This is a genomic window from Vibrio sp. R10-SG3-ISO3 (genome assembly GCF_059834225.1).
Genome location: NZ_JCBDHE010000045.1, coordinates 121,729 through 136,990, shown reverse-complemented (window position 1 = coordinate 136,990; position 15,262 = coordinate 121,729). Strand labels below are relative to the sequence as shown.

12 protein-coding genes and 1 tRNA gene are annotated in these 15,262 nt (G+C 48.9%); 5 read left to right on the top strand and 8 right to left on the bottom strand.

Features of this window, described 5'->3' with window-relative positions; all coding sequences use genetic code 11:
• The first annotated feature begins 37 nt into the window (after positions 1-37).
• On the top strand, positions 38-1,705 hold the full coding sequence (locus AC6R1A_RS13380) for a pectate lyase (protein ID WP_500633682.1): 1,668 nt from the start codon (positions 38-40) through the stop codon (positions 1,703-1,705).
• Between the two features lie 22 nt (positions 1,706-1,727).
• Here the strand turns inward: AC6R1A_RS13380 and AC6R1A_RS13375 are convergent, their stop codons facing one another.
• The 4 genes from AC6R1A_RS13375 to AC6R1A_RS13360 form a co-directional block, all read right to left on the bottom strand.
• The gene (locus tag AC6R1A_RS13375) at positions 1,728-2,729 is read right to left on the bottom strand and encodes a pectinesterase family protein (RefSeq protein WP_500633683.1); all 1,002 of its coding nucleotides are present in this window, start codon (positions 2,727-2,729) and stop codon (positions 1,728-1,730) included.
• A gap of 118 nt (positions 2,730-2,847) precedes the next feature.
• Positions 2,848-2,924, bottom strand: a tRNA-Pro gene (locus AC6R1A_RS13370).
• Between the two features lie 51 nt (positions 2,925-2,975).
• Complete coding sequence (locus AC6R1A_RS13365) at positions 2,976-4,787, bottom strand: DUF3413 domain-containing protein (protein ID WP_500632237.1); 1,812 nt, start codon at positions 4,785-4,787, stop codon at positions 2,976-2,978.
• 27 nt (positions 4,788-4,814) lie between these two features.
• The gene (locus AC6R1A_RS13360; RefSeq protein ID WP_334552646.1) at positions 4,815-5,039 is read right to left on the bottom strand and encodes a YejL family protein; all 225 of its coding nucleotides are present in this window, start codon (positions 5,037-5,039) and stop codon (positions 4,815-4,817) included.
• Between the two features lie 83 nt (positions 5,040-5,122).
• On the opposite strand from AC6R1A_RS13360, the gene yejK reads away from it, so the two are divergent.
• From yejK to asd, 3 genes are all read left to right on the top strand, one after another.
• Entirely contained in the window at positions 5,123-6,121 is a 999-nt protein-coding gene (gene yejK, locus AC6R1A_RS13355; RefSeq protein ID WP_487901073.1) for a nucleoid-associated protein YejK, read from the top strand.
• Between the two features lie 179 nt (positions 6,122-6,300).
• Positions 6,301-7,515, top strand: a complete 1,215-nt coding sequence (locus tag AC6R1A_RS13350) for an Hpt domain-containing protein (protein WP_500633684.1) — start codon at positions 6,301-6,303, stop codon at positions 7,513-7,515.
• Between the two features lie 322 nt (positions 7,516-7,837).
• Entirely contained in the window at positions 7,838-8,950 is a 1,113-nt protein-coding gene (gene asd / locus AC6R1A_RS13345; protein ID WP_334552638.1) for an aspartate-semialdehyde dehydrogenase, read from the top strand.
• Between the two features lie 95 nt (positions 8,951-9,045).
• Here asd and AC6R1A_RS13340 read toward each other — a convergent pair whose 3' ends face one another.
• Together AC6R1A_RS13340 and AC6R1A_RS13335 are read right to left on the bottom strand one after the other, a co-directional pair.
• Positions 9,046-9,897, bottom strand: coding sequence for an ion transporter (locus tag AC6R1A_RS13340; protein ID WP_500633685.1), 852 nt, complete (start codon positions 9,895-9,897; stop codon positions 9,046-9,048).
• A gap of 106 nt (positions 9,898-10,003) precedes the next feature.
• Positions 10,004-10,642 (bottom strand): YchE family NAAT transporter, encoded by a 639-nt coding sequence (locus AC6R1A_RS13335; protein WP_500633686.1) that lies wholly within the window; start codon positions 10,640-10,642, stop codon positions 10,004-10,006.
• A gap of 625 nt (positions 10,643-11,267) precedes the next feature.
• Between AC6R1A_RS13335 and adhE the strand changes: the two genes are divergently transcribed.
• The gene (gene adhE / locus AC6R1A_RS13330; protein ID WP_500626054.1) at positions 11,268-13,970 is read left to right on the top strand and encodes a bifunctional acetaldehyde-CoA/alcohol dehydrogenase; all 2,703 of its coding nucleotides are present in this window, start codon (positions 11,268-11,270) and stop codon (positions 13,968-13,970) included.
• A 199-nt stretch (positions 13,971-14,169) separates the two neighbouring features.
• Here adhE and minE read toward each other — a convergent pair whose 3' ends face one another.
• Both minE and minD read right to left on the bottom strand, forming a co-directional pair.
• Complete coding sequence (minE, locus tag AC6R1A_RS13325) at positions 14,170-14,433, bottom strand: cell division topological specificity factor MinE (protein ID WP_334552630.1); 264 nt, start codon at positions 14,431-14,433, stop codon at positions 14,170-14,172.
• Positions 14,434-14,439: 6 nt separating this feature from the next.
• Complete coding sequence (gene minD / locus AC6R1A_RS13320) at positions 14,440-15,252, bottom strand: septum site-determining protein MinD (protein ID WP_500632234.1); 813 nt, start codon at positions 15,250-15,252, stop codon at positions 14,440-14,442.
• Positions 15,253-15,262 lie beyond the last annotated feature (10 nt).

Here is a 15,262-nt window from a genome sequence, read left to right as displayed (position 1 = left end):
TTCCGGTTAATAAGGACCTGTCTATTAAGGATTCTCTATGACGGACACTACTAATCGTCGCACCTTTCGCCCCTATATTGATCTGTTTTATGCCCGTAGCGTAGAGCTAGGGAAGCACCCCCAGACGGGCCTCATTGCCGACGGCCTGGATGTCACCACCTTACAGCCTGTGATGTGGACCTACCCCGACGGGCGCCAAGTCCCGATGAGCAACTTTGCCAGCCAACAAAATCTGATGCGCGGATACATCGGCTACAGTATGCTCACCGGTGATAATCACTACTTTACGCACGCCAGCGAACTGAGCGAAAGCATCTTGACCCGTTACCACGACAAACCCAGTGGATTACTGCATTGGGGGGGACATCGATTTGTCGATTGGGCCAGTGGTGCCATTGAAGGCCCGGCAAGCAAAGAGTGTGTCCACGAACTTAAAAACCACTTCCCATTTTACGATTTGATGTATCAGGCCGAGCCGGCGGTGACTGAGCGCTATTTGAGTGGTTTTTGGGCGTCACACGTGATGGATTGGGACAAATGCGATCTCACTCGCCATGGCGAATATGGCCGAGAGCAACCGGAATCGATATTTTCCCGCCATACGCCTAAAGACGCGGTTGATGCGAGCGCATGGCCTACGTTGCCGGAAACGGTCGGGCTGACGTTTGTGAATGCCTCGACCGATCTGATTTACGCCGCGTGTCACGTCTATCGCTACACGCACGACCAAGCGGCGCTGACTTGGGCTAAGCACCTCTATCGACAATTTGTGCTCGCCCGTCATCCGAAGACCCGTATGCCTGTCTATCAATTCTCTTCACCCTTACAGCGAGAGCCTGTGCCTGAGGATGATCGTTTGACCTACTCTTGGTTTGGCGATCGCGCGCGGCGTCAATTCGGACCTGAGTTTGGCCCTATTGCGCTTGAAGCCAATGCGCTGTTTCGTGATTGCTGGGCGCTGGTGGTGGATAATCCGCTGGCTCTGTTAGCTTGCCCTGAAGTGTGTGAAGACAAAGAGTGGCTTGGCTGGATCATTGATGGCATTGAGGGCTACTTTACTCACGCTTGGGATGAGGCAACCAATCAAATGAAACCGTGCTGGGCTGATGGGACCGACTTAACGGGCTATCAGTTTGTGCGAGATGGCTATTATGGCGACAAAGGCACCACATTAGCGCGTCGTGATGCCGATCCTGCCTACTTATTGACGCTGACGCGCGCCTATCGAGCCAGCCAAAACGAGCGTGTTGAGCGCCTATTAAAACGCATGCTGACGCGCTTTGAACTCGCCCGTTTTGAGTCCTCAGCAGGGCCCTTGATTGAGGTAGCTAGCGAGACGTCACTCTGTTCGAGCTACTTGCTATTGGCGCTGATAGAGATGCATCACATCGACGGCGATCATCGTTGGTTGACGTTAGCAGACAGCGCGGCAACGCAACTGATTGAGCAGCATTGGCACAGCGAAAGTGGCTTGTTTGTTGCCAATAAAGCGGTCAAGTACGCCCGTTTTGACGACCCGATTCCCTATGCGCTGCTTTGTCTTGAAGCGGCGCATCAGGGGATTTACGATGAACTGCCTACTTTGGTTTCAAGCGGTGGCTACTTGCATGGCGATCGTCAAATGGGTGATCAGGTGCACGTCGTCTATGACCGAGATGTCATCTATGGTGAGCGTCACAATGAGATGGCGATGACGGCGAAATAACCGTCAATCTTGCAGCCCTTCGTTAGCTGAAGGGCTGCTGCGGTTTCCAGCCAAGTTCGCTGTGCTCGTCAATCTCACGCTGTTGCTGCGGCAGTGCGTGAGCGCCTTCACCTCGATTACCTACCAATTCAAATCGACTTTGCTCTGGGGTAAACCACACTCGCTTGCCGTCTCGACCGCGGCCACTCATGGATGTCCAATCGCTGACATGTTCGCCAAGTTCACACTCTACGTAGGCACAATGCCCAATAGCATTCGGGTCGGCGTAATGGCCATCAGAGAAGTGCGTGGTGGGGTGCCAAGGGCGGCCGAGTGCATAGCTGCCTTTGGGGACGTCAGCTTCGGCATCGATAACGCAGCGGTAGAAGACCAAACCCAGGGGTACACAATGAGGTGTGCTCGGCGCAGCGATGTAACCCCATAGCGCGTCCTTGGGTCTGTCACTTCTGGCGCGGCAAGTGATTCGGCACTGTTCAAATAAAGCGCTGCCGCGACCAAAGATAAAATCAATACTGCCCAGAATATGACATGTAGAGAAGTAGCTGCGTCCTGCGCTCACGTACAGGGTGTCGTGATAACTATCGAGTATCAGATCGTGGCCAATGAAATAGTCAGCGTGATGGCCAACCAATAGGGCGACGGATTGGGTGTGCGTGAGTTTACTGGGATCACTATCGTTTTTCGCTTGGTTGGCAATAAAGTCGAACGAGTTGCGAATCGTGAGATGAGCCAATGTGCAGTGCTGGTTATCGACGATGACGACGCGGCTACCGTAGGTGCCGCCTATAGAGCCATCGTCCAACACCATTTGATTGGCGATCTTACTATCGATCACGGTTTCACGTGCGCATTCACCGACTAGCGACACCTTGGCGCGTGCAATTGTCAGCCGCTCTGGATAGTGACCTTTGCGAATAAAAATCCGGTACGGAGCATCATTCGCGGGGGCAGCCTCGATCGCCGCTTGAATAGAGGTAAAATCAGCGCCACCTGCGCTATCGACGATGGCATGGTATTGAGTCATAGCAAATCCATAAAATGAACCATTGGTTTATTTTATGGATTTTGATACTGAGGTTCTGTGATGCGTCGCCGTATAAACGAGAAAGGGCTCATCCGAAGATGAGCCCTTTAGGGATAAATGGTCGGACTGACTGGATTTGAACCAGCGACCCCTGACACCCCATGACAGTGCGCTACCAAGCTGCGCTACAGTCCGATTCGCTTAATTTACCATATTCAACGTAAGCGTCAATTATAACATTATGATTTAGTTGCTCTTTGTATAAAATCTCTGCAATTCGGTTAAACCTTGCATTAACACCGGCAGTGTAGGGTTGTCGTCTTGCAATCGCTGGTAGTTTGCATCGTACAATTTGTAGTTGCCGAACTTGTCGATCACCGTGGTGTTTTTGTTGGTAATCAGGGCTAACTCACGCGAATCACCGGCTAAAATCCATTTGCGAGAACGCTCATCAAACAAATTGCGACCACTGCTAAAGTCACTTGGGTTTGACGATACCCCTAACATGTCTTGCAGCAGCGTCACCGAGAAGTCGAGGTGGCTGGTGCGGTGAGTAAAGGTGGCCGCGACCTTACCTGGCCAATGGATCACCATCGGCACCTGAAGTTGGTATCGGCTGTAATTACTGTTCGCGCCCCAACTGTTGGTCTGGGTTTCATTGAACTCTGCGCCGTGGTTTGAGGTGATCACCACAATGGTGTCTTCCTCGAGACCTAGGGTATCGAGCGCGTCAATCAGCAGCGCGACTTGTTTGTCGGCGTGCTGAACGGATTTGTGGTAACCGGCGATGAGCTTTTCCGTCGAGGTTTGTTTGTCGTTGTTGTCACTGCTGTAAGCACTGAAGTTTTCGACAGGGGTGAGCTCAACGTAGCTAAACCAAGGTGACTTTTTCTGCTCTTGTACCCAAGTTGCCCATGCGTTAATGGTTTGCTCTTCGGCAGAGTGATCAGAATCGAAGGCAACGCCGTGGAAGTTCATACCGCGGAAAACGGTTTCGCCGTACAGCGCATCATCGAAGTTATCACTACTGAATAGGCCAAATTGGTACTCTTTGTCGACTAACGTATCAATCACAATCGGCTTGGAACCCTGCGCTTTAATGCTGCTGGCGTAGCTACTCGGTAGACCATAAAACAGACCAAACACACCAAAGGTGTCATTACTTGAGCTGTAGTGATTGGTAAAGTTCAGGTTTTGCGCGGCGAATTGCGCCGTCGCTGGCATCAACTGCTCATTCAAAGCATCGCCTCTGAGGTTGTTGACGCTCACGACCAATACGTTCAACTGGTTGGCGCGGCGATTGAACTCCAGTGGCTCAAGCGGGTAGCTGACCAGTTGGTTGCTGGTTTGGTTGTTCTCTAGGCGTTTGAGATATTGCTCTCGGTCCAGCAAGCCGTGTTTCTCCATAAAGGATTTAGCGGTCATCGGGTAGGAGAGCGGGAAGTTCGCGCGTTGAGAGGTGATCGGATTGTAGAAATACGCATCCGCCCACACATAAATTAAGTGGCTAGTGATGAAGCTGATAAAGAACAGCGCCGAAATTGGGCGGCCGACGTGCTTATGAGAGAGTTTACGCTGCTTGCGCCACACCCATTCAGATAACGCCAATTGGAGCAAAAAGATGAGCGGTAACACCACAAACAAATGTTGCAAATCGGCACTGAGGGCAGAGGAGCTGTCATCGTTGAACAGCACTTCCCACACCACGGGCGTTAAATGCAAATTGATGGTCTGGTACGCTTGAGTGTCAATCAGCAATACGGTGAGTCCCACCGTTGCAAAACAGACCGCCACCAGGCGGAACAGTTTGCGTGACGGAAGGACAAACGTCAGCGGAAAGAGAACAAGGAGATACAGGGCAAATACGAGGAAGCCAAAGTGCCCGACCCAAGAAACGGCCAGATAAAATTGACCGAGCAAAGTCTCAGGCCATGGTGATTGAGTGATATAACGGGTACCAATCAACATCGCAGCGATGATGTTGAAAAACGCAAACCAGTGACCCCAGCCGACGAGACGCGATACGCGCTCACCATATGTATTTCCGTTATCTACCATGTATCTTTATCTATTATCCGTTTATTTTTAATGGCTTTTTTCTTCGATAGAAGAAATCAACGCCTGAGCAAATTTTTCAGCAATTGCTTTGCGTTGTGAAGGCGCAACATCCTGATTTAAGACATTGGTTGCGATATTTCCTGCGATCATAAGCGCCAGTTCTGGACCCGCGGCATGTTTGTCTAGGATAGCAGCCACTTCAGTTAAGATCTGTTCTACTTTCTCGTCGCTGTATTTAGATGTAATCGGCATAAAGACTCTAATGATGATAGTAAAGCGGCTTATGATACCCTACAATGCGATGCAACTGAAACCTACCCAGCGATAAAAATCACATGAGTTTGCACCTCTCTCACGTAATCTTACATCAACTTCAGAAAAATGATTCCGACGAGCTCATCGTCAATTACCGCAGTGCTTCTCTTGCCAATGATGCGTCGACAGAAAACCTCGTCGCAGAGCTGCATCGCGTGTTTCATTCTAAAGCGGGAAAAGGCTTTGGCTGCTTCAAATCAGACAGCGAATTTCAGCACTGGTTGCATGAACTGCGTAAAGGGGAGCGCGATTTTTACGACTTCTCACAAGTCAGCGCCAAGCGTTTAAAAGATGAGTTAGCGAAATATCCCTTTGCCGATGAAGGCATCTTGGTGATTGCACAGTATCAATCACTCGCGACTGATTACTTGTTTGTCGCCATCATTCCGTCTAATCAGAGCTTAAAGGTCACCGAAGGGCTGGACATTAGCGCCACCGATTATCTCGATCTTGGCAAAATGGACATTGCAGCGCGTATCGACTTGACGGCTTATGAGACCGATAAAGAGTCCAACCGCTATCTTGCCTACATCAAAGGGCGAGTAGGGCGCAAAGTGGCAGACTTCTTCTTGGACTTCCTGCAGGCAGAGGTCGGGCTCGACAGCAAGCAGCAAAACCAAGTGTTGATGCAGGCTGTGGATGATTTCTGTGCTGATTCCAAGTTAGAAAAAGACGAAGTACTGAGTTTTAAAAAGCAAGTGGCGGATTACTGCAGCGAGCAAATTAAAGCCGGCGATGAAGTCTACGTGAAAGAGTTGTCTGGTGAATTGTCCCCCTCCCATGATGGCACAAGCTTTTTGGATTACACCCAAGAGCAAGGCTACCAACTTGAGGAGAGTTTTCCAGGAGATAGAACCGCAGTTCGTAAGCTAACCAAGTACGTCGGCGCTGGCGGTGGCCTGAGCATTAACTTCGACAGTTTGCTGCTTGGCGAGCGTATTTTCTATGACCCGGAAACCGACACCCTGACCATCAAAGGCACACCGCCGAACTTGCGCGAGCAACTCAATCGCAAATGATGCATCGGTAAAGAGCAGAGCTTAGCTCAATCCCTATCTATGAGCCCGCGTATGTCGCGGGCTTTTTGTTGCGTTGTGCCACAGACAAGAGGAAAGAGCGAGTGCAAAGCCGCTTTCTTCAGCAGAATGTAAAAAATCGGTATATGATTGTATTTACGGACATTGTTTAGGGCATACACATGGATAGTAGCAGGCTCAGGCTAGGTGGGATGGTCGTCTTACTGTGGATTGCAGTAACAGCAATTTTAGTGAGCAACTATCGAGTGCTGGGCGAATCTCGTCAGCGGATCACCGAGTTGCGTAACGCGGTTGAAGAACTGCGTAGCACCTTTCACCTCTCCTCCGCGTATCGGCCAGAAGCGACGGATCAGCAAGAGCTGAATCTGCAACTGATTTATGCGCTGCAATTGCAGATTCAAGCCAATTATGAGCAAAGTTGGTATTCCCCTGATGTTAGCCAACTGCTTTTCTCGCTGGATAAATACATTGCGCAAGCGAAAGCCTACCTTGACAACGACCTCCTTATTCAAGAGCTGATTGAAACCATCAAGCAAGCGAGAGGTAAACAGGCCGATTCGCCACTGGTGACGCAAACCTACTATCGGTTGAGTGCGTTGGTGCTTGAGGAAGTGTTTGGTACGCATGACGATAGCCCGCGTCTATCGCGTGAAATGGACAGTATTTATGTTTGGTCAACGGGACTAGAGGGCACACAGCAACAAGAATTGCAGCGTGTACTCGCGTTGGTGGCTCAGGTGTTGGGGACGTACGCGAAAGGTCTGCACTTGGTTGAAGGGCTGGTCGGGCATGATGTCAATATTCAAATTGCTTCCTTGGGCGAGGCGTACCACCAAAGCTTGGAGCGTCATGTGCAGCTTGGGTTAGTCAGTTCAGCTCTCGCCATCGCGGCGCTGGTTTTACTAGTGATGAGCGCACGAACGGCGGCGCGTTCACGTTTAGCGTCAAATGAGCCGATGGTTGATCATCACAACAGGGTTGAGGTTGACAAAAAAGACAATGAACTCGAGGAAGTAGAGAGTCCTATGGAACCAGAGCCGATTATCGATACCCAAGCTATGTTGAGCTCGCTCAATGGTGATACAGCGTCAGTATGCATGCTGCTGGAAGTATTTGTGGAAGATCATCAAGATGACGTCAGTACCATTGAACGGTTGATTGTTGAATCCCCCGAGACTGCACTGCGCAAAGCGCACAGTTTAAAAGGTGTGGGGGGAAACTTAGGTGCACCGCTACTCAAACAAGCCGCTGCTCACGTTGAAAAAGCGATCAAAGAGACGCAAACCGACCTGTCTGATGAGCTCAACGAGCTACAGCGTGTCCTTGGCCAGGCGATTGACGAGGCGAAACAGTTCTTAAAAGTGAATCAGCTTTAATTGAGAGCGATGAGTCAACAAAAATGGCCATTCCAAGTGGTGGCCTTAGCGATGGAAAAGATCATACGTCAATCAGAAGTCCCGTGTTAAGTTTGGTTCTAACTTGTCGACTACTTCCCCCGTAGATGCTTTGTTTTCTTTCTGTTCAGTTTGAACGATCAGTAGTGTCGTCGTTGAGAAAAAGTGAGAAAACAGTCAGCTAACGCGATTCTAGCGCTTAGCGAGACAAAACTTACAAAAATATGGCATTTTTTGCTTGAGATTTTGAGCTGAACATTGAAAGATGAGTGATTCCTTTTTTAGATTACATGGAGAGTTGAGAATGAGAGTAGGTTTAGTCGGTTGGCGTGGCATGGTGGGTTCTGTCCTGATGCAGCGCATGGTGGAAGAGAAAGATTTTGATCTCATTGAACCGGTTTTTTACAGCACTTCTCAAGTCGGCATCCCAGCTCCAAACTTTGGTAAAGACGCCGGTTTGCTGCAAGATGCGTTCGATCTAGAGAGCCTAAAACAGCTTGATGCCGTCATTACTTGTCAAGGTGGCAGCTACACGGAAGAAGTGTATCCGAAACTGCGCCAAGCAGGTTGGAAAGGCTACTGGATTGATGCAGCCTCAACATTGCGTATGGCTCAAGATTCAATCATCACGTTGGATCCGGTCAACTTGGCGCAAATCCAACAAGGTATCCACGCGGGCACCAACACGTTTGTTGGTGGTAACTGTACGGTAAGCTTGATGTTGATGGGCTTAGGCGGCTTGTTCGAAAAAGGGCTGGTGGAGTGGACCAGTGCGATGACGTATCAAGCGGCGTCTGGTGCGGGTGCGCAAAACATGCGTGAGCTTATCTCACAAATGGGCGTGATCAACGACTCAGTCAGCTCAGAGCTGGCCAACCCTGCAAGCTCCATTCTGGATATCGACCAAAAAGTGGCGGATACCATGCGCAGCGATTCGTTCCCAACGGATAAGTTTGGCGTGCCGCTTGCGGGCTCATTGATTCCTTGGATCGATGTGAAACGCGACAATGGTCAGAGCAAAGAAGAGTGGAAAGCGGGTGTCGAAGCGAACAAGATCCTAGGTTTCCAAGCGTCACCTGTTCCTATTGATGGCACATGTGTTCGTATCGGTGCGATGCGTTGTCACTCACAAGCGTTGACCATCAAGCTCAAACAAAACGTGCCGATGGATGAGATTGAAGAGATCATCGCCACGCACAATGACTGGGTGAAAGTGATCCCGAATGACCGTGATATCACGGCAAAAGAGCTGACTCCAGCGAAAGTGACGGGTACCTTATCGATTCCTGTCGGCCGTCTACGTAAGATGGCAATGGGTGATGACTTCCTCAACGCATTCACCGTCGGTGACCAGCTGCTATGGGGCGCGGCAGAGCCGTTGCGTCGTACGTTGCGTATCATTCTAGCGGAGAAATAAACCCGCAAACCCGAGTGTTGGTTCCCTATCCTAAAGCGCCTCTTTGCAGGCGCTTTTTTTATTGGTGATTGTTTTATCGGTGATTCACAAAGTGCTTAGACTTTTTCTTGAACTGGGGCGGTTACGCGCTTATCGGGATCGGCGAGTTCACTGCCACAATGCTTGCAATAGAGCGCGTCAGACTCATGCCCCGATTTTGAGCAGTTTGGGCATTTGACCAAGGTCTTGTGTGATTTCATCTCTTGGTTGATTTCAGCGGTGATGATGCCAGTGGGCACCGCAATGATCGAGTAACCCAGCAGCATGGTAATGGCCGCGATGGTTTTACCTAGACCGGTTTGCGGCACTAAGTCCCCATAACCCACGGTGGTGATGGTCACGATGGCCCAATAGATGCTCATGGGAATGCTGGTGAAGCCGTTCTCTGGTCCTTCAATGACGTAGATGAGGGCGCCAAAGATGGTGACCAAGATGGCGACATTGGAGAAAAAGATAAAGATTTTGCGCCGAGAAGTGAGCAGAGAGCGCAGCAAGATGTTGGAGTCTTGTAGATAGCGCACCAACTTAAGAATGCGGAAAATACGCATCACTCTGAGCAGTCGGATCACGCCCATAAAGGTCGCCGAAGGAAAGAAAAACGCCAAGTAAGTGGGCAAGATAGCCAATAAATCAATCACCCCATAAAAACTTTTCGCATAGGCAAGGGGCTTTGGCGAGCAGTAGAGCCGTACAAGGTACTCGAGCGTAAACAGCGCAGTAAATGAGTATTCCAGCACTCTTAGAGTACTTTTCCATTCCTGCGGCACGCTAGGCAGTGATTCAAGCAGTAGAACGATTAGCGAGGCAAAAATGGCTACGATAAGCGCCAAATCGAAGCGGCGACCCGCCTTGGTATGTGTGCCAAAGATGATGACATAGAGATGGTGTTTTAAGGGATCGGATTTCATGACCTAGCCTAGTGACAAACGACAAGGTCAGAGTATGAGCAAAGCTGAAAGGCGTCAACCTTGCTCAATGTATGTTTGATCAACGCCTTAGTGGGATTCTAAGGGGTTAGGCGAGGCCAGGAAATAGATTGCGTAACCCGTTGGCAATGAACTCGATGCCCAGAGCACCAAGAATCAAGCCCATGATACGCGTAATCACGTTGATGCCGGTTTGGCCAAGGAATTTCACGATCAAAGGCGCAGAACGAAACAGCAGCCAAGAGCACAAGCAAAACACCGCGATGGTAATGATGATACCTGTGGTATCCATCATGCCCGGGTAGCGTGAACCATAAACGATGGTTGAACTGATCGCACCAGGACCGGCCATTAGCGGCATCGCTAATGGCACAACACCGATTTGTTCGCGGCTGACGTACTCCGATTTTTCCTGCTTGTTCTGCTTATCTTCACCGAGCTTACCGCTCATCATCGAAAAGGCGATGCTCAGCAGCAGTAAACCGCCTGCCACACGAAACGAATCGAGAGAAATGCTGAACATATCGAGCAACATCTGCCCGCCGAGTAGAGAGACGATCAGAATAACCGCGACCGCCGCGTTGGCTGTGGTTGCGGTTTTGTGTTTCTCTTCGATGGTCATATGACCGGTTAACGAGACAAACACCGGCATGATCCCCACCGGGTTAACGGCGGCGACTAAACCGAGAAAAAACTGTAAAAAAATCGCTAATTCAAAGGTTTGCATCTAAGCATGTCCACATTAGGCAAAGGGGTAAAAAAGTCACGCGGAATATAGTCTAAATTCACGCAGATAACGAATGAAAAAAGCTAATCTGTCGCCTATACCATGACTGAGAATTTCTAATTATTCCTGACAAAGGGATCGCGCCTGACATGTTTTGTTAACCAAAAGAGGCGTAAGATGAGCTACAGTTTTACGATGTTGTTAAGTTTGCCACAAAATCATGTCTTCAAGACGCCATTTCATCTGAAAATGACGTAACTTGTAGTGTGAGTAGCACGAATTTTGTGAATCACATGTAAGTTTGTGGTCAAAAAATGAAACTTTTTTACAATTTATGCTTGTTCAATGAGTTCGATAGATTGATTGCTTTTATTTTATTCAGTTCGGATTTGTGATTTAAGTCTTTATAAATTAGTGGCTTATGGTGATTTGTGCGATTCGCGTACCACTAACTAGGTAAATAGTTTTTCAGAACTGATCTGGGTCAATTTTTTTCACAACCTGAAATAATATACTCAGCCCTGAAAGCAATTTACTAAGAAAGCTGTGATTGACTGCCCAAGATAAGCATGCAGTTGGCTTAATAAAAAGTTTTTAATATTTGTTAATTTTAGGAGATTTCCCTATGCCTGTTACTAATATAGCCGAGCTAGATGCAATGATTGCACGCGTTAAGAAAGCGCAAGAAGAGTTCGCAACTTACTCTCAAGAGCAAGTTGACCAAATCTTCCGTGCTGCTTCTCTTGCTGCGAACCAAGCTCGTATCCCGCTAGCACAACAAGCGGTCGAAGAATCTGGTATGGGTATTGTTGAAGATAAAGTAATCAAGAACCACTTCGCTTCTGAGTTTATCTACAATAAATACAAAGACGAAAAGACCTGTGGCATCCTAGAAGAGGATGACAACCTAGGTACTATGACTATCGCTGAGCCTGTGGGCATCATCTGCGGTATCGTACCTACCACAAACCCAACTTCTACAGCGATCTTCAAATCTCTTATCTCTTTGAAGACTCGTAACGGCATCATCTTCTCACCACACCCACGTGCGAAAAACTCAACCAACGATGCAGCGAAACTGGTTCTAGAAGCAGCAGTAGCAGCGGGTGCTCCAAAAGATATCATCGGTTGGATTGACCAACCATCTGTTGAGCTATCAAATGCGCTAATGAAGCACGATGACATCGCACTTATCCTTGCTACTGGTGGTCCAGGCATGGTTAAAGCCGCTTACTCTTCTGGTAAGCCAGCAATCGGTGTTGGTGCAGGTAACGTTCCTGTCGTTATCGATGAAACGGCTGACGTTAAACGTGCAGTGGCTTCTATCCTAATGTCTAAAACATTCGATAACGGCGTAGTGTGTGCTTCTGAGCAGGCAGCAATCGTTGTTGACGAAGTTTACGACGAAGTGAAAGAGCGTTTCGCAACGCACAAAGCGGTTGTACTAAGCAAAGCTGACGCGGATAAAGTACGTAAAGTTCTACTTATCGACGGCGCATTGAACGCGAAGATCGTTGGTCAGCCAGCAGCAGCAATCGCTGAGATGGCGGGCGTGAAAGTTCCTGCTGACACGAAAGTGCTTGTTGGTGAAGGTCTTGGTAAAGTGTCTTACGAGGACGCATTTGCTCACGAGAAACTCTCTCCAACGCTTGGCTTGTTCCGTGCAGACAACTTCGAAGATGCGGTTGCTCAAGCGGTGACTATGGTTGAAATCGGCGGTATCGGTCACACCTCTGGTCTATACACTAACCAAGACACAAACGCAGACCGTATCCGTTACTTTGGCGACAAGCTAAAAACAGCTCGTATCCTAATCAACATCCCGACGACTCACGGTGGTATCGGTGACCTGTACAACTTCAACGTTGCACCTTCTCTAACTCTAGGTTGTGGTTCATGGGGTGGTAACTCTATCTCTGAGAACGTAGGTCCTAAGCACCTAATCAACAAGAAAACTGTAGCGAAGCGAGCTGAAAACATGTTGTGGCACAAACTACCTAAGTCTATCTACTTCCGTCGTGGTAGCCTTCCAATCGCGCTTAGCGACCTAGAAGGTAAGAAACGCGCATTCCTTGTTACTGACCGTTTCCTATTCAACAACGGTTACGCGGATGACGTAGTACAACTACTGAAAGCACAAGGTATGGAAGTACAAACGTTCTTCGACGTTGAAGCTGACCCAACGCTATCAGTGGTTAAGAAAGGTGCTGAAGCGATGCAAAGCTTCCAGCCTGACGTTATCCTAGCACTTGGTGGTGGTTCACCAATGGATGCGGCGAAGATCATGTGGGTAATGTACGAGCACCCAGAAACGCACTTTGAAGAGCTTGCAATGCGCTTTATGGACATCCGTAAACGTATCTACAAGTTCCCTAAAATGGGTAAAAAAGCTGAGCTTGTTTGTATCACCACAACTTCAGGTACAGGTTCAGAAGTGACACCATTCGCGGTAGTAACTGATGACGAAACTGGTGCTAAGTACCCACTTGCTGACTACGAGCTAACACCTCAGATGGCGATCGTTGATGCTAATCTAGTCATGAACATGCCTAAGTCTCTAACCGCATTCGGTGGTTACGATGCTGTGACTCACGCTCTAGAAGCTTACGTATCAGTTCTTGCCAATGAGTACTCTGATGGTCAAGCTCTACAAGCACTTAAGATGCTTAAAGAGTACCTACCTTCAAGCTACGCGAACGGTGCAAACGACCCAATCGCTCGTGAGAAAGTACACAACGCGGCAACTATCGCTGGTGTAGCATTTGCGAACGCATTCCTAGGTGTATGTCACTCTATGGCGCACAAGATTGGTGCTGAGTTCCACCTACCACACGGTCTGGCGAACGCACTACTGATCTCTAACGTGGTACGTTACAACGCGAACGACAACCCAACTAAGCAGACTGCATTCTCTCAATACGACCGTCCACAAGCACGTCGTCGTTACGCTGAGGTTGCTGACCACCTAGGCCTAAGCCAAGAAGGTGACCGTACTGCTCAGAAGATTGAACGTCTACTAGCGTGGATGGATGAGTTGAAACAAGACCTAGACATTCCAGCGTCAATCCAAGCGGCGGGTGTTGCTGAAGCTGACTTCCTAGCGAAGCTAGATGAGCTAGCGGTTGAAGCGTTCGATGACCAATGTACTGGTGCGAACCCACGCTACCCTCTAATCTCTGAGCTGAAAGAAGTTCTAAAAGCTTCTTACTACGGTAAAGCATTCGTTGAAGGTGAAACTTTCGAAGGTACAACTGTTATCAAGAAGAAAGCGGATCAAGAAGCAGCGAAAGCAGCACCAAAAGCGAAGAAAGAAAAAGCGGACGCATAAGTAAGCCGTCACGTTGAGATAGGTTTTCGCTAGCACGAAACCTACGCTTTGAAATCGAGCCCTAGCCCTGTGCTGGGGCTTTTGTTTGTCTGCTCATATTTTGTGCTATCCATGTTGGTGCTATTCATATTGGTGGCGTAAAAAAGCCGATGCAATTGCATCGGCTCATTACTCATCTCCAATAGCCTACCCAATCAGGCTATTTCTCTTCGTCTGGCAGTTTGACGTTGAGCTCGAGAACGGAGATGTCGTCATCTTTGTGCTCAAACGACAGGTCGACCATCGATGGGTCAATGTCGACATACTTCGCAATGACCTTCAGAATATCTTCTTTAAGCTGAGGCAGATAAGACGGCGCAGGGTCGTTTTGACTGCGACGCTCGGCCACAATGATTTGCAGTCTCTCTTTGGCTAAATTCGCAGAGCTCTTTTTCTGCGGGCGGAAAAACTCAAGTAATGACATGCCTAATTAGCCTCCAAATAGTCGTTTAAAAATCCCTTTCTTCTGCTCTGTGAGGAAGCGGAAATCCACTTGCTCACCGAGAAGACGCTCAACCGTATCATTATAGGCCATACCGGCGTCGGACTCGTCGTCGAAGATGACCGGCACCCCTTTGTTAGAGGCATTCAAAACCGCTTGGCTCTCCGGGATCACGCCGAGCAGGGAAATGTGCAAGATCTCTTCGACATCTTCCACGCTGAGCATTTCACCTTGATTTACGCGCGCAGGGTTGTAGCGCGTGAGTAGCAGGTGCTGTTTCACCGGCTCTAAGCCTTCTTCTGCGCGACGGGATTTAGAATCGAGAATACCCAGGATACGGTCGGAGTCACGTACAGAAGAGACTTCTGGGTTGGTGGTGACAATTGCTTCATCAGCAAAGTACAACGCCATCAAAGCGCCTTGCTCGATGCCTGCTGGTGAGTCACAGATAATGAATTCAAAACCCATCTTATCCATGTCATCGAGCACTCGGCGTACGCCTTCTATGGTGAGGGCGTCTTTGTCACGAGTTTGAGAGGCGGGCAAGATGAACAAGTTGTCGGTACGTTTGTCTTTGATCAGCGCTTGATTGAGCGTTGCTTCGCCATTGATGACGTTAACAAAGTCGTACACGACGCGACGTTCGCAACCCATAATCAAGTCAAGGTTACGCAGACCAATATCAAAATCGATCACAGCGGTTTTTTTGCCTTTCATCGCAAGGCCTGAAGCGATAGCAGCGCTAGAGGTGGTTTTCCCTACGCCGCCTTTTCCTGATGTGACAACAATAATGCGTGCCATTCGTTGGTTC